Origin of the sequence: Arthrobacter sp. SRS-W-1-2016 (assembly GCF_002009585.1) — a bacterium.
GTDB lineage: Bacteria > Actinomycetota > Actinomycetes > Actinomycetales > Micrococcaceae > Arthrobacter > Arthrobacter bambusae_A.
In genome coordinates this window covers 44,809-63,002 of the sequence record NZ_MTPV01000029.1, presented here as the reverse complement: position 1 = coordinate 63,002, position 18,194 = coordinate 44,809, and the positions used below count along the sequence as shown (strand labels likewise).

Sequence of the window (18,194 nt, the reverse complement as noted above, 5' to 3'; positions counted from 1 at the left end):
CCCCCCCCCCCCCCCCCCCCCCCCCCCCCCCCCCCCCCCCCCCCCCCCCCCCCCCCCCCCCCCCCCCCCCCCCCCCAACCCCCCCCCGGGGGGCCCGCCCCCCCCCCCCCCACCCCCACCCACTCCTCTGCAAAGGACACAAAAGCCATGAAAGAACTCCGCGTTTCCGGCCCCGCCGACATCCTCGGCTTCATTCCCCACGCCCTGGGCTTCGCCCCTGTCCGATCCTTCGTCTTCATCACCGTGAGCCGGGGCCGACTCGGCGCAACCCTTCGCGTCGACGCCCCCGCCCCGGCGACGGCACCACTGGACTACGCCCAAAGGGTCACGTCATACCTCGCAGCGGACGAGAACGCCACCGGAGTCCTCCTCGCCGTCTACACGGACACCGAAACCGCCACGAATGACCGCCCGTTCCACGCCCACGTCGAGGCCATCATCGGCGAGCTTGAGCTGGCGGGCATGCCCCTGCGCGATGCATGGATCATCACCCCCGCCCACTGGCGGAACCTGCTCTGCGACGGTGATTGTGGGGAGTGCGAACCTCAGCCTCTGGCCACGATCACGGACAGCCTGCTCAACGCCGCCATGGTCTTTGAAGGCAGCAACTACCAGACCCCGGCCCCGGAGTTTGCCCCGTTCACCGGCGCGCCCGGAACCGAGGCCAGGATTCTCGCCGCCGTTCCCTCCGGCACGATGCAAAGCATCGCCGCGGCCCGCGCCCTCTGGTGCCTTGCGCTGGAGGGCAGCGAAAGCCCGGATGAGGCAACGGCTCTGAAGCTCGTTGCCACCTTCCAGCACGTCTTTGTGCGGGACATGCTGGCCTGCGACATCGTCAGCGACGGAACCGCGAGCCCCGGCGACGTCATCCTCGGCACCGGGGGCATCGCCCCGGACTGGAACCGGGTGGCCAAGGCCGAGAAGATCATGCGGGAACTGGTCGAAGCCGCGCCCGTCGGGTACAGGGCGCCCCTTCAAACCCTGATCGGCTGGATCCATTTCTACCGGGGAACCGCCAGCGCGGCCACGCAGTATTACGAGCTGGCTCTTGAGGACACGCCTCGGTACCGGCTGGCCGAGCTCCTCTCCGAAGTGGCACGGCGCGGCGCGGTGGCGGGCGTGGCCCAGAACCCGGCCACAGCCTATCGACGCAAGAGATAAGAACAGGTGGGGCGGGGGACAGGTCAGTTTCCCCCGCCCCACACCGGGGCCGGCGGCCTCCCCCGCTTCGCTCCGCCGGCCGCCGGCAACGCTCACGCGGGCGCAGCCACACCACCCCGAACGCCCAGGGACGGACCGGCTACAGTGAAAGGGACATCCTTGTCCCAGCCACTCAGGAGCCGACACCGTGGGCGCAGACTTCACCATGACCGCCGACGACTTCCCGGTCGAGCACGCCAGTGCCGCCGAAGACATCCTGGAACTATCCCTGCTCACAGCAGGGGAGTCCGGCACCGTCACCGACATCTCCTGGGACGAACACCCGCACGACCACTGACTTACCCGCAACGACGACGCTGCGGCACCGATTTTCTTTTGCAGAGGAAAAACCGTGAGGGCCGGCACATGCCGGCCCTCACGGTTTAACCAAGGTTTCCGCTTCGCTGCAACCAGGTAATCGGGCGTCCGCTTGGCCGGGGCGTGGGTCCAGGGCGGGCCGTCGAAGAGCTCCGGACCCCCTGAACCTTGGTGTTTACGACGATGCTCCTATAGGCGTCAAAATCGAACATCGACTGATGCTGGGGCCGTGTGTCCAGTATGGATTTCCTATGTGGAACGGATGGGCTGCTTCAACCGATGAGCCTATGCGTAGATTCCGTGATGAAACGTCCGAGTGGTGAGCAACGTAGGTTTCCAGAGGTGGATGACCCAGCAGAGTCGAGACGCATTCTCTGGAACCTTGCCGGCCGACGGGGCCGCGTTTCCTGGTTCGCCGGACAGTGAGCCCCAAAGGGGCCGGGCCGCGCATCTTTAAGGCCTGCCAAAGCGAACTACCCGAACTGTAAGCCCCTGCCTCAGGGGCGTTACTAGAACTCCCCGACCAAACGGTATACAAAATGGAATTAGCGACGGCGCAACAACCGTAAACAATCCCTGAATCTCGCGGTTTAGCGAACTCTTAGCATGACGGAAACCTCCGTGAAACACATTTTGGGATACAAAATAGGTATCCCTTCGACGCCGATTCGATCGGGGCCGATCCCTCCCCTTCATGCCGTGGAGCTACTCATGACTGCTGTATCCCGCACTACCGCGTCACCGGCACCGTCCTCTGGCGGTACTGTCGCCTCTGTCCTTGATTCGATCGGATTCACCCGCGCCCAGTTCTGGGTCTTTCTCCTGGTCCTCGCCGGGGAATTTTTCGACACCCTCGAGCAGAATTCTGTGGGCGCCATGGCCACCCACATCAAAGGCTCGTTGCAGATCACCGATGTCCAACTCACAGCGATCAACACGGCCACCGTCATTGGTGGACTCGTCGGCCGGTTCCTTGCCGGCCTGCTCGCCGACCGGTACGGCCGACGCTTCTCCCTCAGCTTCAACCTGCTCATTTACACCCTTGGCGGTCTCTTGAGCGCCGTTGCCTTCGACTACGACATGCTCCTGGTCAGCCGCCTCATCGTCGGCATCGGGATCGGCGGCGAATTCATGATCGGCATCGTGATGCTGTCCGAGATGGTGGCAACCCGCTTCCGCGGCATCGCGATCGGGGCCATTAACGTTGGCGCCGGTGGCCTGGGCAACTTCCTCTCCTACGGACTGTTCCTGCTCCTGCTGGGGCCCCTGGAAACACCCCTGGGAGGCGGTGACGCGGTCTGGCGCTGGTCATTCGTGATCCTCGCGGTGCCCGCGCTCCTGGTGGTGCTCTACCGGCGTCGGCTGCCGGAGACCCCGCGTTTCCTGTTGTCCAAGGGGCGCGTGGAGGATGCCAACCGGTCCCTTGCGATCCTGGCTTCTGACTCGCTGCGCCCCACGCAGGAACGTCCCAAGGTGGAACTCACTCTTGAGGACCTCCCGCCGGTCCCGTTCCGGTCCTCGCCCGCCGCGGTCTTCCACCGCCTCGTTCTGCGCCGCACGGTAGCCCTCGGCCTCGCATCCTGGATGGCGTTCGGGTCCCAGGTCACGCTGAACTTCCTGATGCCCACCCTCCTGGTCGAACGCGGCTACTCCGTCTCGGAGAGCCTGCTGTACACGATGATCATGAATATCGGCTCCCTGCTTGGCGCCACGACTGCTGCGGTCATCGCCGGAAAAGTGGGACGTCGCGCCGCTGTCACGGTGGCTGGAGTCCTCGGGTGCCTCACGGCCCTCGCCTTCGCCGCTTTCGGAAACGGCACAGCCACCATCCTGATGTTGGGCGCCCTGTTCCAGTTCTTCACGATGGTGACCAACACAACCCTGGCCACCTGGACGGCGGAGGTGTTCCCGACCGCGATCCGCGCCTCCGGTGCATCCATCGTGAACGGGATCGGCAACATCGCCGGAGCGGTGATGCCCTTCCTCGCCGTCGCGCTCTACGGCTCCTTCGCCTTCGCGGGCGTCTTCGGCCTGGCCGCGGTGATGTACGCCGTACTTGTCCTTGCCGCCCGCTTCGCCCCCGAGACCCGCGGGCGCTCACTGGAAGACGTCAACGAAAAGACCCTGGCACCTGCCGGCGCCACACCAGCCCACCAAAACCCTTCTGGAGGAAACACATGGAAACCCTGAACATCTCAGCCACCGCCAACGGCCTGAACTACCTCCCCGAGTACGTCGCCGACGTCGGGGGCATCTTCGCCGCCCACGGTCTGGAGGTCACCGCGACGGCGTGCGACCCCTGGACGGGTGTCCTGGATGACCTCGACTCCGGAGCCGCTGACCTTGCGCTCGGCGGCCTCTGGGTCCCGGGCATGTACGCCGGAATGGACCGCCGCGTCACCGTGGTGGGCCAGCTCAACCACCGGTTCCCCATGACCATCGTGGCCCGGCAAGCCGCCGGCCCGATAGGCCTCGACTGGCTGGCCGGACGGGTTGTGCTCGCACCCGGAGCTGGCGGCAGCGCACCATTCGAGTTCACGGCCGGGCTGATCCGCGAGGCGGGCCTCGATCCCGCCGCGACCCGCTGGGTACGGGACCTTTCCACCGCAATGCTGATTGAGCTGTACCGCGGGGGCCTGGGCGATGCCATCATCCTGGACCTCCTCTCCGCAAAGGAACTCGTCGCCGCGGGCGAGGGGACCATCGTCTTCAGCCACCTCGACGCAGGAGGGGTCATGCCCAACAGCGTGTACTACTGCCGGACGGACCGGGTGGATGAACTCGCCCCCCGTATCGCCCGTTTCGTCGCTGCAATCGCCGTAGCCATGGAGCGGATCACCATCGGTGACGCTGCCGCGGAGATCGACGCTGTCCTCGCCGCCCGCTGGCCGGACCGCGACCCGGTGCTGCTGCACCAGGCCGTGGACGAAATGGCTGGCGGCGGGGTCTGGGACACCACAGTCATCGACGCCGATGCTTCCGACCGCTGGATGAGAATCCTCGCCGATGCCGGCCTGGTCACCCGTGCCCCGTCGCTCGCTGAACTCACCGGAGCACGCACCGTCGGCGCCGCCTCGTGACACTCGTCCTCAATGCCGGCCATATCGCGGAACTGATCGGCGACGTTGATGTGATCTCCGCCGTCGAAGCAGTGCACGCGGACCTGGGCTCAGGAGCGATGACCCAGCCGGCGCCGTCGACCCTCTCCGGCAGCGACGACGCGATCTTCCTGCCCATGGCGGCCCGGTCCGACCGGTTTGGCCTGGCCGCCGTGAAGCTGATGGCGGACATTCCGGACAACGGTTCCAGGGGGCTGCCGACGCAGCGCTCCACGATCCTGGTCACCTCCACTGTCACCGGCGAGTGCGTGGCAGTACTCGACGGCGCCTTAGTCACCCGGCTGCGCACGGCCGCCGCGTCCGCGGTAGCCACCCGCTGCCTTGCCCGCGGGGACAGCCATACCCTCGGCCTCATCGGAGCGGGCAACCTCGCCGTTGAACATGTGCGGGCCATCAGTACGGTGGTACCTGTCAGAGAGATCATTGTCTGGTCGCGTTCCGCCGGCACCACCGAGCGGTTCCTGGACTCCATCAGCCCGGAGCTGCGCCGGCGCACCGTCGTGGCACCCGACCCCCGCAGGGTAGCCGTCAACTGCGACGTGTTGTGCACCCTGACGCCGTCCGTGGAGCCGATTGTGCGCGGTTCCTGGCTGCAGCCAGGACAACACATCAATGCCGTGGGTGCCCGCCCGCGGCCCACTCACCGGGAACTCGACGCCGAGGCGATGGCGCGGTGCACCCTGGTGGTGGACAGCGCCGCGACGGCCCGGGCAAAGTCCGGTGACCTGCTCCAGGCCATCGCCGACGGCGCGTTGCCCCCAGACGCGGCACTGCGCGAACTGGGGGAGGTCGTTTCCGGGACCACCCCGGGCCGCACCAGCCGCGAAGAGATTACAGTGTTCAACTCGGTGGGACTCGCCGCGCAGGACCTTGCGGTTGCTGCAGCGCTTATCGACCTCGCACGGCTCAGGAGCACCGGCACAACCGTCATGCTCTCCTCCGTGCCGGTGGCTGTCTGATGCGCATCGCCGTCGTGAACTGCAATACGACGACGTCGATGACCGAGATGGCCGCTGCCCGTGCCCGGCGCGCCGTGTCACCAGGCACGACGGTGCTGGCGGTCACGCCGGCCTGGGGTGTGGAGTCGGCCGAAGGCTGGTACGACAGTTTCATCAGCGCCGCGGCGGTCCTGCATACCCTCGAGCGGCTCCCCGAGGACATCGACGGCGTGGTGATGGCGGGGTTCGGCGAACATGGACGCGAAGGCGCCCGCGAACTTCTCGATATCCCCGTGGTTGACATCACCGAGGCCGCCGCCCACATGGCGATGCTCCTGGGCCGCCGCTACGGAGTGGTCACCACGGTCCGCCGCGCCGTCGGGCAGATCGAGGACAGCCTCTCGAGTGCCGGACTGCTGGAGCGCTGCGCCGCAATCGAGGACACCGGCCTTGGCGTCCTCGAGATCGACGCCGACTCAATCGCCACCGCCGAGGCCTTCGTGGGTGCCGGCAAGCGGGCCATCGCGCGCGGCGCCGAGGTCATCTGCCTCGGCTGCGCCGGGATGGCCGGGCTGGAGGAGCACGTCCGCGGTCGGCTGCCCGTTCCGGTGATCGACGGCGTCGCAGCCGCGGCCGCGCTGGTTGAAACACTCATCAGGCAGCGCCTCAGCACGAGCAAAATCGACAGCTACGCCCGGCCACTCGAGAAGGCACGAAGATGGCCCGCGCCGCCGGCGGCAGGGGCAGACGGCCACGCTGGTGTTGAATAAAGGGGTCACCGTTTGATTGGAGCCCCCCCATGACAGCACCAGCTCCCGAGGAATCGCTGACCAGTCAGACCCACCGCGCCTTGCGCCGGCAGATCATCCTGGGGCACTATCCGCAGGGCTCCCGGCTGGTGGAAGCCGCACTGGCCAACGATCTCCACGTGTCACGGCTGCCCATCCGGGAGGCGCTCCCGCAGCTGGAGAACGAGGGCTTTGTCCGTACCCTGCCGCGCCGATCCTCGCGGGTCATCGAGTGGACAGCGGCCGACGTCACCGAATTGTTCGACGTGCGGCTCAGCCTGGAGACCCTGGCCGCGCGGCTGGCGGCGAAAGCGGCGGCGGCCGGCGCGACACTCCAGCCGCTGGTCGAGGCGATCGACGCGGAACACCGCGCGCTGGACAGCGAGGATTGGCTGGAAGTGGCCGAAACCTCAACCGTGGTGCACGAAGCGATCGTGGAAGTAGCGGGCAGCGCGCTTCTCACCTCGCTGATGCGCCAGGTCAGCGGCCGCATGACTTGGCTGTTCTACCTCACCAGCGCGCGAGACCAGCGCCAGCAGTCCGACGAGCACCACGGCCTGCTGGAGGCCATCCGTTCCGGCAACGACCGCCTTGCCGAGGCCATTGCCTTTACCCACATCGAGAAGGGCCGCACCCCGTCCATTCGCCTCATGACTGGCGCATAACGCTTTCGCGTGTGTTGCCCAAACGGCGGCACACGAGTGCGGAATGCTGAAGCAGCATTTGCCTTCATCGCCTGATTGACATAACCCAACTCACCGAATCGCTTGCGGGATAGAACCTTGGGGTGGCCGGTCCTTTCGAGGGTCAGTCACCGCGAACGGTCCGCCGCGCGGTGTCCGCCTTGGTGGGGTTGCCGGCGGCGGACCGCCATTCGCAAACCAGGCGCCGGTTCAGCTGCCACCCGCGCCCCACCGCCGTGCCGGCTCACTTTGGGGAGTCGTGGCGGCTCAGGAAAAAGCATGTTCGCAGAGCTCACAGGATTGGGCGTCCGCTGTCGCGGCCGGCTGTGGGGTTCAGGGTGCGCCGTCGCAGGGCTCCGGACCCCCTGAACCTTGGTGTCTACGACGTTTTTTGGCTGCTGTCCTTCGGATTGTACGTGTCCGCTCCACCCCGTCTAGCCCCTCCGTTCCTCCGGGGCCTGCGGCCCGAAGAATCGGCTCCGGCGCTCCTTCGTCGCTTATTTCCTGCGCAGATTCCACGGTCCTTGCCCTGAGGGTAGACAGGCCTCCGTCGGCCACAGCTCCGCAAGCTTCGCCAGCAGCCAAAAAACAACGGGGGAGGAACCGGAAGTAGCTGGCCGGGTCACGCCGCTCCCTCACCAATCCTCTGCAAAGGACACAAAAACCATGACTGAAACCCAGACACCCGTACTGGAAATGCTTGACCCCTCCACCCTCACCGTGGACACCAACGTGCGGCGCGACGCCGCACTCACGCCCGACTTCGTCAAAAGCATCAAGGAACTCGGCGTGCTCGAACCCGTGATCGCCCACCGCAAGGACGACGGCACCGTGCACGTCCTGATGGGACAGCGCCGCACCCTCGCGGCCGTCGAAGCCGGACGCGCGAGCATCCCCGTGATGATCGTCGCCAGCCCCGAAGAAGCCGACCGCATCCTCACGCAGGTCGTCGAAAACATCCAGCGCACGGAACTCTCCGACGCCGACGAAGCCGACGCCTACCACCAGCTCTCCCTCATCGGCGTGTCCGCCGCCCAGATCGCCAAGAAAACAGGACGCACCAAGACCACCGTCGAGGGAGCGTTGAAGGCCAAGGCATCCGAGGCCGGAGCCTCGGCCCTGGGCAAGGGATGCACCATCGAGGAAGCCCTGATCCTCGCCGAGTTCGAGTCGGATGAGGAAGCCATCGCTGAGTTGGAATCGGTCATCATGGACGAACCCGACCAGCTATTCCACGTAGCCCAGCAGCTGCGCGACGAGCGCGAGCGGGCCGCCGCCCTCGCGGTGCTGATCGCGGAACTGGAAGCCCAAGGCAAGACCATCGTGGAGGACGCCGGGAACTACGCCGACGAGGAGAACCTGTACATCTCAGCGGCAAACCGGGCCGATGGAGAACCGGCCACCGAGGAGGACGCCAACGCCTACGTGATCAGCACCGACTACCGGGGCCACCACAACGCGAAGCCCGTCATCACGGGCTGGAAAGAACAGGGCTTCACCCCGAAGTACGAACGCTACGACGGCGGCACTCAGGCCCAGAAAGGCCCGATGACAGATGAGCAGAAGGCCGAGCGCAAGACCCTGATTGCCAACAACAAAGCCATGGAATCGGCAACGACCGTGCGCCGCGACTGGGTCAAGACCCTGCTCGCCCGCAAGACCGCGCCGAAGGGATGGCAGTACTTTACCGCCCACGCGATCACCCACCACCCCGAAGTCGCCAGCGGCTACGACGGCAAGGTGGCCGCCGAAATGATCGGAGCCAAGTTCGACGACAGCGACCGCTGGGCGTGGAACCCGCTCCGGGACCACGTCGCCGCGAGCAAGGCACGGCCCGAGATCTCCCTGATCGCGCTCGTGTGCGCCGGGTACGAGAAGACGATCGTCAAGGACTCGTGGCGCTCGGCCAGCGAGCGGCACGCCGACTACCTCGGCCAGCTCGTGGCATGGGGATACACCCCCGCCGAGGTCGAACAGATCATCCTCGACAAGCACACCACCGCCGAAACCAGCGAGGACACGGCGGAGTAAGACCGGCGTGCCGGGCGGAACCCCACCGCCCGGCACAGCCCCCGGCCACTCACCACCCGCAGCCCGGGAACCGTGAAATGTCGGGCGGGCCGCCGCACCGGGGCGAACCCAACGCTGCTGGTCACCAGCGGCGGCCCGCCGTTCACCGCCACCAACAAGCGCGGCCCCCGGGGTGCCGCGCTACCCCAATGTCAGAGACAGCATGCATGCTGGATTCCAGGCCCGGCCAACGCCCACACCAGGGCCCTCAGGAAGCCGGCCGGTGGCACTATCGAACTGTCCCGCCCCGTCGCCGGGGCCGAAACAACCAGTTCAGCTAAGCTGAACCCATAGATTTCCTTTTGCAGAGGGAAAAACCCCAGGGGCCGGCACATGCCGGCCCCTGGTTGCTTAACCACCAACCAGACCCCTTGGTCAATGACCGGACATCTGCCACAGCTCCAGACCCATCCTCGCCGCCGTCAACAGCAGCGCCGCCGCCGCGATCCAAACGCCGGCGATCTGCCAGGCACTGGCCCGCGGCCGCCGTTCATCCTCCATGCTTCCCCTTCCCCTCACCCAGTGGGGAAACCATCCTAGAAGCCAGGAACGACACCCAACCGGGCTGCTGCCGCAGTCGGATGCGTTGTGCACCCGATACCCACAACCACCCGGGCCAACCAGTCACAGACTGTGGACAATCAGTGCCGGGCCGTCCACAGAAAAGACCCGGCGCCCCCGGAACCCGGGCGTGCCGTTGCGGTCCATCAAGATCCGGAGAACTCAGGTACAGAGCAGGCTTAGGGGCTAGATGGTCCGGAAACCGGACATCGGTAGGAGGCAGTTCCGGGCGCGCCCGCAGGAGGCGCACTGGATGGCGGAACGAGCCACCGGACCATGCCACGTCCGCCGAGACTTCGACGACAAGAGGCTCCACCAACGTCAGACGCACCCTGCCCCGTTCCTTGCTGAACCTGTCAAACATCGTCTCAGCCACCTCCTCCGGCCACGGATGATCCCCGCGAGGTGCCCGCAAATGCATCGCAAGGGATCTGCCGGCGTACGTCGCGAGGGGAGCGGAGCGGCCGACAATCCGTAGCCGCCCAGCAACCGGAAGACCAACCACCGCCGCGGTCGGTTGTGTGCGCGGGCCGATAACCGCAGCGCACACGACATCTACGGACCGGCGGCTCTTCACTTTCAACCACTGCCTCTTGCCGCCCACGTACAGCTGGGAAGCACCCTTGCAGACCAGGCCTTCAATGCCGGTAGCTGGCATCTCCTCGAACCAGGACATCGCCACTTCCCGGTCCCTGGTCACGGGGGAGAGGTCAATGGGGCAGACCAGTCCCGCGCCAGCTCCTCGAGCAGCGCACGGCGCTCCGACAACGGAACCATCCGCGTGTCGTGCCCAGCAACGGCAAGCACATCGAAAGCCACGAACGAGGCCGGGAGCTCCCGCACCAGCGCAGGCAGTGCCGCCTTGGACGTGACCAGGCGCCGTTGCAGCGCGTCAAAATCCAGCCTGCCCCCAGACCAGATGACCGCCTCACCATCGACAACACAACCCGGCGGGATCTGCTCAGCGGCCGCCACCACGAGATCCGGGAAGTACCTTCCCAAATCTTTGTTTTGCCTGGACATCAAGGACACCCCGCCTGTGCCCACCAGGCAAACCGTCCTGAACCCGTCCCACTTCATTTCATACAGGCACCCGCCCAGCAAAGCACCGGCAGCCGGAACTGTCTACACGGCCTTCGCCAGAGCCAAGGAGACCGGCGGAACCAACCCGGCCGGCAAACCCTCAAACACCTAAACCACAGCGCCTCTCGCGCCGGCGGCAACACCGCGGCCTCACGGCCACAGCCTAGCGCTCCCGCAGCGCAAGGGCAGCGGAGAACCGGGACTACCCCATGGACCAAGACTCGATCTCCGGACGCACCACGAACGGATGCATGCGTGCCCTCAGCCGGGACAACACGCGCCCAGACGGCAGGGGCCGACACACACGGGAGGCTCGCTCTGAATTACGGCACGGATCTTCAAGCGCAGGGGGATTCCCAGCGGGCTACTTCGCGCATTCACCCCAGAGTCCAGGACACCTGTTCACGGGTCCCGAAACCGCGGCCACCAACCTCGAAAGCCTCACAAAATGTTAATCAAAATCCGCTTAAAATAAGGGAAAAACGCCTTGTTTTTCATATGAAAATTGATAAAATTGAGATAGAAAGTCACCCAGACGAACGCAACCAGAATCCATACGAAACGCAGGACTGAAAATGACTTCAACCCCAGCCGAGTACACCATCTACACCAAGCCGGCCTGCCCGAACTGCGACAAGACGAAAGCCTACTTCGAGTCCAAGGGCATCACCTACCAGGCCGTGGACATCACCGAAGTACCCGCAGCGCTGGAATACATCACCCAGGAACTCGGCTACTCCCAGGCGCCCGTCGTCGTGAACAACGCCGATGACGAAGACCACTGGGCAGGCCTGCGCCGCGACAAGCTGGTCCAGGCTGCCATGCACCACAAGGCGGCCTAATGAACACCCCGCAGGACCGGTTCGCCCTCACGCCCCGCCGGTATGACCCGGACGAGCACTGGTTCGGACTCGAAGCCAACCCTTCGAGCATAATCAACGTCCCCATCATCGACCCCTACCTGGTGGAGCCGGACCCCGCGGCCCCCTGGTACGACACCGTCCAGGACACCCCTGAAGCCGAAGACGCGACACTCACCCACACCCTAAGGAAGGTCCACATCGTGGCCGGCGAAACAACCATCACAGTGATTGGAAATCTAACAGCGGACCCGGAACTGAAATACTCTCCCAGCGGATCCGCTGTCGCGAACTTCACCGTCGCGTCAACGCCGCGCACCTTCGACCGGCAGTCCAATGAATGGAAGGACGGGGAGACCCTGTTCCTCCGCGCCTCGGTCTGGCGTGAAGCGGCTGAGAACGTCGCGGAATCCCTCACCAAGGGCATGCGTGTCATCGTCTCCGGAAGGCTGAAGAGCCGTTCGTACGAGACGAAGGAAGGCGTGAAGCGCACCGTTATTGAGCTCGAAGTAGAAGAGGTCGGAGCATCGCTCAGGTACTCAAAGGCGAAAGTCACCCGCACCCAGCGCAGCGGCAATCCAGCCGGGCAGGGCGCCGGTGGACCCGGCAACCAGGGCGCGACCCGGTCCGTCCCGCAGGATGACCCGTGGGCTGACCCGCAAACCACCAGCGGCGACGGGTTCCGGGGCAGCGGACCCGACGCCGAACCACCGTTCTAAACTTCAAAATCCGTAGTAGTAGGAGTAGTATCGTTACTACTCCTACTACTTGTTAGAATTGAAGAGGTGCTTTTGATGACGTCCAGCGTGAAGGACCGCGTCTACGCCGCGGCCGAACAGATCAGTGCCGAGCGCCGGCCCACCGTGTCGACCGTCCGCGCGGCCGCCGGCGTGAGCAACGCCGACGCCACCCGGTACCTGAAGGAATGGACCGAGGAAAAACAGGCCGCCGGCGGACAGGTCGCCGCCACCCCCGCAACCCTGCTGGAACAGGCAGCCCGCCTCGCCGGAGTCTGCTGGGCCGAAGCATCCGCCCTGGCCGCAGAACGGCATACGGCCGTAGAAGCCGCCTGGGCACAGGAACGCAAAGACAAAGACCAAGAGATCGCCGAACTCGTCGCCGACCTGGACAAGGCAGCCGCCGACAAAGACGCCGCCGCGACTGCCCACGCCGAGGAAATCACCCGGCTTGAGGCCCAGCGGGGCGCATTGGAGCGCCAGCTTGCCGTGATCGGCAAACAGCTTGAGGATTCCCGGGAAGCCGAGCGGGCCGCCGCCAAGGAAGCCGCAGATGCGGCACGCAGACTGGCCACGGCCGAGGTCCGCGCCACCACCCTTGAACAGGTCCACAACGCCCTGCTGCAGCGTGTTTCTCCGGAGACAAAAGGCGCGGGCGAATGAGCAAGGCCAAACCCGAGAGCTTTTCCCCGTACTTCACAAAGGCGGACGCAGAGCAGGTGAGGGCCGCATATGGTGCCGTGGGGCACCTCGAGGGATACGGTGCGATATCGGACCTCATCGAAGCCGGCACGCTGAAGGAAGTCCGCCGGCTCCAGCGCAAATACAACGAGGGCAAGCCGTGGCCCGGGGTACCCGCAGGGCAGCTCCCTACCGGGCGCCGCTCCAAAGAAGAAGAAGAAGCCCGCCACCGGCAGAACGCGCGTCGTGCGTGAACTTGCCGTAGCCGGCCCGCGGCCACCAAGGTCGCGTCGGCCTGGACGAGAAGTAGGGCTAAGAGGGGCTCCTCGCCAACTGATAAGCTTACTAATATAGGAGGTTCGGAGATGACGATTACCAGTTCCGACCACGCCATTGATCTGGCACGCCGCGCGTTGGCCCGTGAGGACCTGGGCCGTCTGGACTATTTGCGGGCCTTGCGGGAAGCGGTGCAGCAGGGATTGGGGCAGCGCGACATAGCCCGTGCCCTGCACATCACCCAGTCCGCCATCAGCCAGGCGCTGACGAAGGCTGAATCCAGGGGCGTGAAGGCGATCCCGGAAGGGTTCAGCGGAGCCAGCCCCTACGAAATCGCGGAGCGTTACGCAGCCGGGGACATTGACCGCAACGAGATGATCCGCCAGCTGTCCGCGTGGCCCTATGTGAAAGCCCCGGACAACACGGAACAGCTGGCCATGGAGTGGAAGGCGATCCTTCCCCCCAACCCTCCCGGAACTTTCGAAGAAGTGGGGGAGGCTTTCGACAAGGGTCTGATCGACGGGGACGCCTACGACATCATCCTGGACGCGTCCGAGGACGCTCCGGACGTGCCGTGACTACTCTGTAGAGCGTGACTACTGACGATCAGGCCGCAACGCACCGTGCCCATCTGGAACGCCTGTGCGCTGACGGCGGACCGCTGACCGCCCAATCCCGGTACGCGACAACCCAGAATCCGGAATGGTTCAACGTCAAACGGCAGCAACCGCGCCAGGAACGACGCGCCCTGCACAACGAGATCCTCGCCGCCTTCGTCGCAGCGCATCCGGACGTGCTGCGGAACCGCAAGGCCATCGTCCTTGCCGGCCCCCCGGGGGCGGGGAAGTCCACCGCCCAGGATGCGCTCATCGCCCAGACCCGGACCGGCCCGGAGCACTGGTTGTCCATCAACCCCGATGACTTCAAAGACGAGCTGCTGGTGAAGGCCCTTGCCGACGGCAGCTATGACAGCTACCTGGTTCCGGATGAGGTGCGGCAGTTGGAAGCCGCGGGGGAGAAGTTCTACCCGCGCGAGTTGGCGGCCCTGGTCCATAATGAATCCTCCATCCTGGCCAAGAAAGCGATCCGGGACGCCCTTGACCGGGGGGACAACATCGTCATTGACGGCACGCTGTCAGGTGAGAAGAACGCCCGTGCGCAGCTGGACGCTTTGCAGGCCGCCGGCTACGACGTAAAAGTGGCCGACGTCGAGACCACCCGGGCAGTCAGCGAGGCACGCACGCTGGGGCGTTGGAAACGCGGCTACCTTGAGGCCGAGAACGGCAGCGCCACCGGCCGTGACGCCGAACTGGGAGGCCGTTGGGTGCCGCAGTCCTTCCCGGCCTCGCTCTTCACCACTGCCGACGCCAAGGAGTCCATCTGCGCGGCCAACGCCGCCACCGTGGCCACCGATTACGGATGCGTCAGCGAATACCTCGTGTACCGCGTAGTCGACAAAGATGCCAGCCCAAAGCTTGAGACCACGAAGGGGCGCACCAGGCCTGACGGGCCGCTCGTGGACGGAGAGACCCTGGCGGCCGTCCGCGTCGCCTCAACGACGCATACGCCGCAGCACAGAGGCCTGCCACAGGCCGGCAAGGACTTCGGGCGGTAAGACACCCCGGAATCCGCCAGAGGCGGGGCCATCCTAACTACTACTCCTTCCGGCTTACATCATGCGGGAGGGTGCCGGTTGGAGCTGGTTCAGCGAGGTACGGACGGTGCATTGCTTGGAGCCGGCGCTGGCGGGACAACGGTGATGTTGTTGTTGACCACAGGTCGCGGTTGCTCTGGCTTAGCTGGAAGTGACGCTGGCCCGTAGAAGAGAATCGCGAGCATGGTCGCTCCTAGAAGCACTAGTCCCAGCCCATAGAACAAGTTGAGCTTCAAGGATGAGTGCCATTCGACAAGATTGCCTTTGCGCTTCCATTTCTTGAAGCGAATGGGGCTTGCATCCGATATGTAGGTACCGAGCTTAGTTGGCACTCCATGAGCTGTCAGGATGCGCTCCTGATCGGTCCCCTCCTTGACAGCGCCAATCAGGAGTTTATGAAACCATCCTCTGTCCGCAAACCAAAAAGCACACCATAAACCCGCACCCAGCAAGGGCAAGAAAGCAGCGGGACTCACCTCCCACCCAAATACGCGGGTCGGAGCCAGGTTGATGTAGACAAATCCGATGGCGCCCAAAGTGAAAGTCAGAACCGTGAGTGCGAGAGCCCTGATCCTCCAGCCAATGTCGTTGAAGTGCATCTGCACTCCGAGTGATTCCTTCCACAGCTGCAAGTGAGCATCAATGTTCAGCGGCTTTGAGAACTCGAAGAAGGTGAGCAGCTGGTAAAAGCCCTCGTCAAGGACGTAGGAAGCCACAGCCTTGACCTTCGGGTCGCCAGAACTCTCTTTCTCAACAGCTGAAGGCTTCCAATGAGTGACGGCCCGCAAAAGGTCATACCCAGGCTTCTGGTACGTTTCGCCATACTTGGCGTGGACATCAATAACGCCTACTTTCTGCGCCATCTCCACGTCTCGGTCAAGACTGTCTCCCACATAGACGACGCCTCGTCCAGCCACTGCATGCGCCGTCACTATCTCTTGAAGAATCTGGGGGTTAGGCTTCGAAATGCCACGGGCCACATTGCGGTGGATCGTTTGTTTTAGTCCGTACTCCTCCCTGGGAAGAGTGCGGACCGTCTCCTGACTTTCGCCCTCGGGAAAGTCATGATCCGGGGATGAGTACAAGACATCGATCAGCCCATCAAGGCCCGTCGTTCGTATCCGCCACTCCGTCCAAAAACTCAGAGACTCGGTATAGGCCACTATTGTGACACCGGAGGCCTTTATGTGCCGCAATGTCGACAGCACGCCTGGATAGAGATGGGTATTGTGCTTACGCGCCGAATTCTGCGCGTGCAGCACGGAGTCAAAGACCTCGCTTGCTTTCTGACTTCCTCTAAAGGGCTCCAGCATCGGCAGTTCGTCAAGAAGCCAGGAGTACTCAGCGGTGCCCTTCTGTTCATGAACCAACTTGATGGCTGGGATCAGTTCCTCACAAGCTAGCCCCGTCACTTTCTCCAGTTCAGCCAGCAGGGCAGTGAAAGATTTATGCCAAGCGTCGAACCACGTCCAGAGCGTGTCATCGAGGTCTACGACCAATAATCCGATCTGTGGGGGTGCGCTTGTAGTCATGTACCCAACATACGGGGACCGACTGACACCCTTCACATCTGTCTGTTAGTTGCTGTCAGTTGGGTGCGGCCTTCGCAACAGCCGAGCGACCTCCGGGGTCATGGAGTAGCGCTCACCGTCCCAAGCCCAGATGTAGTGCCAAGAATTACCCTTAGGGGTGGTGTACACGGGAAGGCCTGCGCGACGGATCGCCTTCCCCACGCCACCGAGCAGGCCAGCCACCCCTGCCTTGCCTTTCGGGTGGCCGATTCCGTTGGCGATTTCTTCTGGAAGGAAGTGCGTGGTCTCGTCGCCGGTCGTTCGTGCCATGTATCGGAGAACTGACTGTCCCGGCCCCGAGACCTCATCCCAAAGAGTCGCGGCGATTGCTGGAGCTTCGTCGATCACAACCCAGGAGGGGACGGTCCCTGACGGCAGCTGTGTGGGCGCATCGGGGTTAGGGACGTCGGCGATGAATTCTCCGAAGCGGATGTAAAAGTCCTCGACGCGATGGTCCGGGACGTGGACGGTAATCGGAATAATCATGGGCACTCTCCAAGGTAGGTTGCAACCGGGGTTGATGTTCTGAGTTTGACTTCCGATGATTCCAAAGTCAAGAGGGGTTGTAACCTGGCTTGCGCGCCCTACCTGATTAGATGACCTGGAAGGTGTCCCAACTTCAGCCCCTCGCCGTCTCAGAACCCTAGGGATACGAGACGTCTCACCAGCTGAACGTCCGCGGAGATTGTATTCCCCTGATCTGTGAAGTTGCAGGCTATGTGGCAGGGAAATCGCAGCGGTATTTGGCAGTCTGATATTAGGTGCCGATCAGGAGTGCTTCTCTGGCTGCTTCGACGACTTCTTTGGTGACGGCTGTGATTTGGTTGATTTCGCGGATGCGGCTTATCTGGGAGAACAGGCGCTGGACCAGGCGGAAGTTTCCATTGGTGATGCGTGAGATTGCCGCGATGGCTTCGGCATCGGTGAAATCGCCCGGTTCAATGGTTAGGCCGAGGTCTGCCCAGCGGTGTTTGAGGACGAATGCGAGTTCTTCAGGGCTGAGGCGCCGGTATTCGTGGGCGAAGCCGATCCTGCTGTAGAGCTGGGGATAGCGGGCCAGTCGTTTCTCGATGCCGGGCATGCCGATGAGGATGACGCCCATGGTGTGCTTGTCGTAGTAGTCCCTGACCTGTTCCAGGGCTGGCGGTTTGAGGCGGTCGGCTTCGTCGATGATCAGCAGTTCGGTGAGTCCGGACATTCGTGAGTCGCGGTGGGCGAAAGGGTTGATGTTGCCTTCCTGATCGTATTCGACGGCCCAGGAGATGCTTTGGCAGATGGAGGGCAGGATCTGGTCGATCTGTCGGGGGCTCACGGTTACCGTGGGTGTCCACATCGCGGTGCGTGCTTCGAGCACACGCGGTGGAATGGGCCCGAGGTCCGCATCATCAAAGCGCTGCCATTGTTCCCATTCGCTGGCACCGGCATAGGTTCGCGCGGAGAGGGTTTTTCCCACGCCGGGAGGCCCGTAGCAAACACCGATGTGCCGGTTCTTGCGCACCGTGTTGGCGAACTCTTCGAATCGTCTGTGCTCTTTAGTGACCAGAAAGGTGGGGGTATCGGCAGGAACGGGAGGGGCGCTGACTGATACTTCGCCGTGCCTTCCGGTCAGGAATCGCCTGCCGTCCTCGCCGTCTTTAAGCACGTTTAACACCATT

General features: G+C 64.2%; 20 protein-coding genes. 15 read left to right on the top strand and 5 right to left on the bottom strand.

Annotation, left to right across the window (positions count from 1 at the left end; all coding sequences use genetic code 11):
* The first annotated feature begins 147 nt into the window (after window positions 1–147).
* From BMF89_RS07640 to BMF89_RS07610, 8 genes are all read left to right on the top strand, one after another.
* Window positions 148–1,161 carry a DUF4192 domain-containing protein gene (locus BMF89_RS07640; protein WP_078106496.1) on the top strand — a complete coding sequence of 338 codons (1,014 nt, stop codon included), beginning with the start codon at window positions 148–150 and terminating at the stop codon, window positions 1,159–1,161.
* A gap of 187 nt (window positions 1,162–1,348) precedes the next feature.
* Window positions 1,349–1,498, top strand: coding sequence for a hypothetical protein (locus tag BMF89_RS21910; RefSeq protein WP_171983430.1), 150 nt, complete (start codon window positions 1,349–1,351; stop codon window positions 1,496–1,498).
* Window positions 1,499–2,229: 731 nt separating this feature from the next.
* A complete protein-coding gene (locus tag BMF89_RS07635) occupies window positions 2,230–3,708 on the top strand; it encodes an MFS transporter (protein WP_078106494.1) in 1,479 nt (492 codons plus the stop codon).
* Window positions 3,696–4,598, top strand: coding sequence for an ABC transporter substrate-binding protein (locus BMF89_RS07630; RefSeq protein ID WP_078106493.1), 903 nt, complete (start codon window positions 3,696–3,698; stop codon window positions 4,596–4,598). The genes BMF89_RS07635 and BMF89_RS07630 overlap by 13 nt, the downstream gene beginning before the upstream one ends.
* The gene (locus BMF89_RS07625) at window positions 4,595–5,596 is read left to right on the top strand and encodes an ornithine cyclodeaminase family protein (RefSeq protein ID WP_078106491.1); all 1,002 of its coding nucleotides are present in this window, start codon (window positions 4,595–4,597) and stop codon (window positions 5,594–5,596) included. Before BMF89_RS07630 ends, BMF89_RS07625 begins: the two co-directional genes overlap by 4 nt.
* Window positions 5,596–6,345 (top strand): aspartate/glutamate racemase family protein, encoded by a 750-nt coding sequence (locus BMF89_RS07620; RefSeq protein ID WP_078106490.1) that lies wholly within the window; start codon window positions 5,596–5,598, stop codon window positions 6,343–6,345. Before BMF89_RS07625 ends, BMF89_RS07620 begins: the two co-directional genes overlap by 1 nt.
* Window positions 6,346–6,374: 29 nt before the next feature.
* The gene (locus tag BMF89_RS07615) at window positions 6,375–7,028 is read left to right on the top strand and encodes a GntR family transcriptional regulator (protein WP_078106488.1); all 654 of its coding nucleotides are present in this window, start codon (window positions 6,375–6,377) and stop codon (window positions 7,026–7,028) included.
* 684 nt (window positions 7,029–7,712) lie between these two features.
* A complete protein-coding gene (locus BMF89_RS07610) occupies window positions 7,713–9,077 on the top strand; it encodes a ParB/RepB/Spo0J family partition protein (protein WP_078106487.1) in 1,365 nt (454 codons plus the stop codon).
* Window positions 9,078–9,491: 414 nt separating this feature from the next.
* Here BMF89_RS07610 and BMF89_RS22600 read toward each other — a convergent pair whose 3' ends face one another.
* Together BMF89_RS22600 and BMF89_RS22400 are read right to left on the bottom strand one after the other, a co-directional pair.
* Window positions 9,492–9,617, bottom strand: coding sequence for a hypothetical protein (locus tag BMF89_RS22600; RefSeq protein ID WP_290439668.1), 126 nt, complete (start codon window positions 9,615–9,617; stop codon window positions 9,492–9,494).
* A 756-nt stretch (window positions 9,618–10,373) separates the two neighbouring features.
* A complete protein-coding gene (locus BMF89_RS22400) occupies window positions 10,374–10,757 on the bottom strand; it encodes a hypothetical protein (protein ID WP_253190747.1) in 384 nt (127 codons plus the stop codon).
* Between BMF89_RS22400 and BMF89_RS22395 the strand changes: the two genes are divergently transcribed.
* The 7 genes from BMF89_RS22395 (at window position 10,717) to BMF89_RS07575 (ending at window position 14,929) form a co-directional block, all read left to right on the top strand.
* A complete protein-coding gene (locus BMF89_RS22395) occupies window positions 10,717–10,872 on the top strand; it encodes a hypothetical protein (protein WP_253190749.1) in 156 nt (51 codons plus the stop codon). The genes BMF89_RS22400 and BMF89_RS22395 overlap by 41 nt on opposite strands.
* Window positions 10,873–11,335: 463 nt before the next feature.
* Window positions 11,336–11,602, top strand: a complete 267-nt coding sequence (locus BMF89_RS07600; RefSeq protein WP_078106485.1) for a glutaredoxin family protein — start codon at window positions 11,336–11,338, stop codon at window positions 11,600–11,602.
* Window positions 11,602–12,339 carry a single-stranded DNA-binding protein gene (locus BMF89_RS07595; RefSeq protein ID WP_253190746.1) on the top strand — a complete coding sequence of 246 codons (738 nt, stop codon included), beginning with the start codon at window positions 11,602–11,604 and terminating at the stop codon, window positions 12,337–12,339. Before BMF89_RS07600 ends, BMF89_RS07595 begins: the two co-directional genes overlap by 1 nt.
* Window positions 12,340–12,414: 75 nt before the next feature.
* On the top strand, window positions 12,415–13,020 hold the full coding sequence (locus BMF89_RS07590; protein WP_078106484.1) for a DNA-binding protein: 606 nt from the start codon (window positions 12,415–12,417) through the stop codon (window positions 13,018–13,020).
* Window positions 13,017–13,292, top strand: a complete 276-nt coding sequence (locus BMF89_RS07585; protein WP_078106482.1) for a hypothetical protein — start codon at window positions 13,017–13,019, stop codon at window positions 13,290–13,292. The genes BMF89_RS07590 and BMF89_RS07585 overlap by 4 nt, the downstream gene beginning before the upstream one ends.
* 111 nt (window positions 13,293–13,403) lie before the next feature.
* A complete protein-coding gene (locus BMF89_RS07580) occupies window positions 13,404–13,892 on the top strand; it encodes a hypothetical protein (protein ID WP_078106481.1) in 489 nt (162 codons plus the stop codon).
* A gap of 14 nt (window positions 13,893–13,906) precedes the next feature.
* On the top strand, window positions 13,907–14,929 hold the full coding sequence (locus BMF89_RS07575) for a zeta toxin family protein (protein WP_078106479.1): 1,023 nt from the start codon (window positions 13,907–13,909) through the stop codon (window positions 14,927–14,929).
* An 89-nt stretch (window positions 14,930–15,018) separates the two neighbouring features.
* Here BMF89_RS07575 and BMF89_RS07570 read toward each other — a convergent pair whose 3' ends face one another.
* The 3 genes from BMF89_RS07570 to BMF89_RS07560 all read right to left on the bottom strand — a co-directional run bounded on the left by BMF89_RS07570 (window position 15,019) and on the right by BMF89_RS07560 (window position 18,193).
* On the bottom strand, window positions 15,019–16,500 hold the full coding sequence (locus tag BMF89_RS07570) for an HAD family hydrolase (RefSeq protein WP_078106477.1): 1,482 nt from the start codon (window positions 16,498–16,500) through the stop codon (window positions 15,019–15,021).
* A gap of 45 nt (window positions 16,501–16,545) precedes the next feature.
* Entirely contained in the window at window positions 16,546–17,025 is a 480-nt protein-coding gene (locus BMF89_RS07565; RefSeq protein ID WP_078106476.1) for a hypothetical protein, read from the bottom strand.
* A 271-nt stretch (window positions 17,026–17,296) separates the two neighbouring features.
* Window positions 17,297–18,193, bottom strand: coding sequence for an AAA family ATPase (locus BMF89_RS07560; RefSeq protein ID WP_078106474.1), 897 nt, complete (start codon window positions 18,191–18,193; stop codon window positions 17,297–17,299).
* Window position 18,194: the final 1 nt, after the last annotated feature.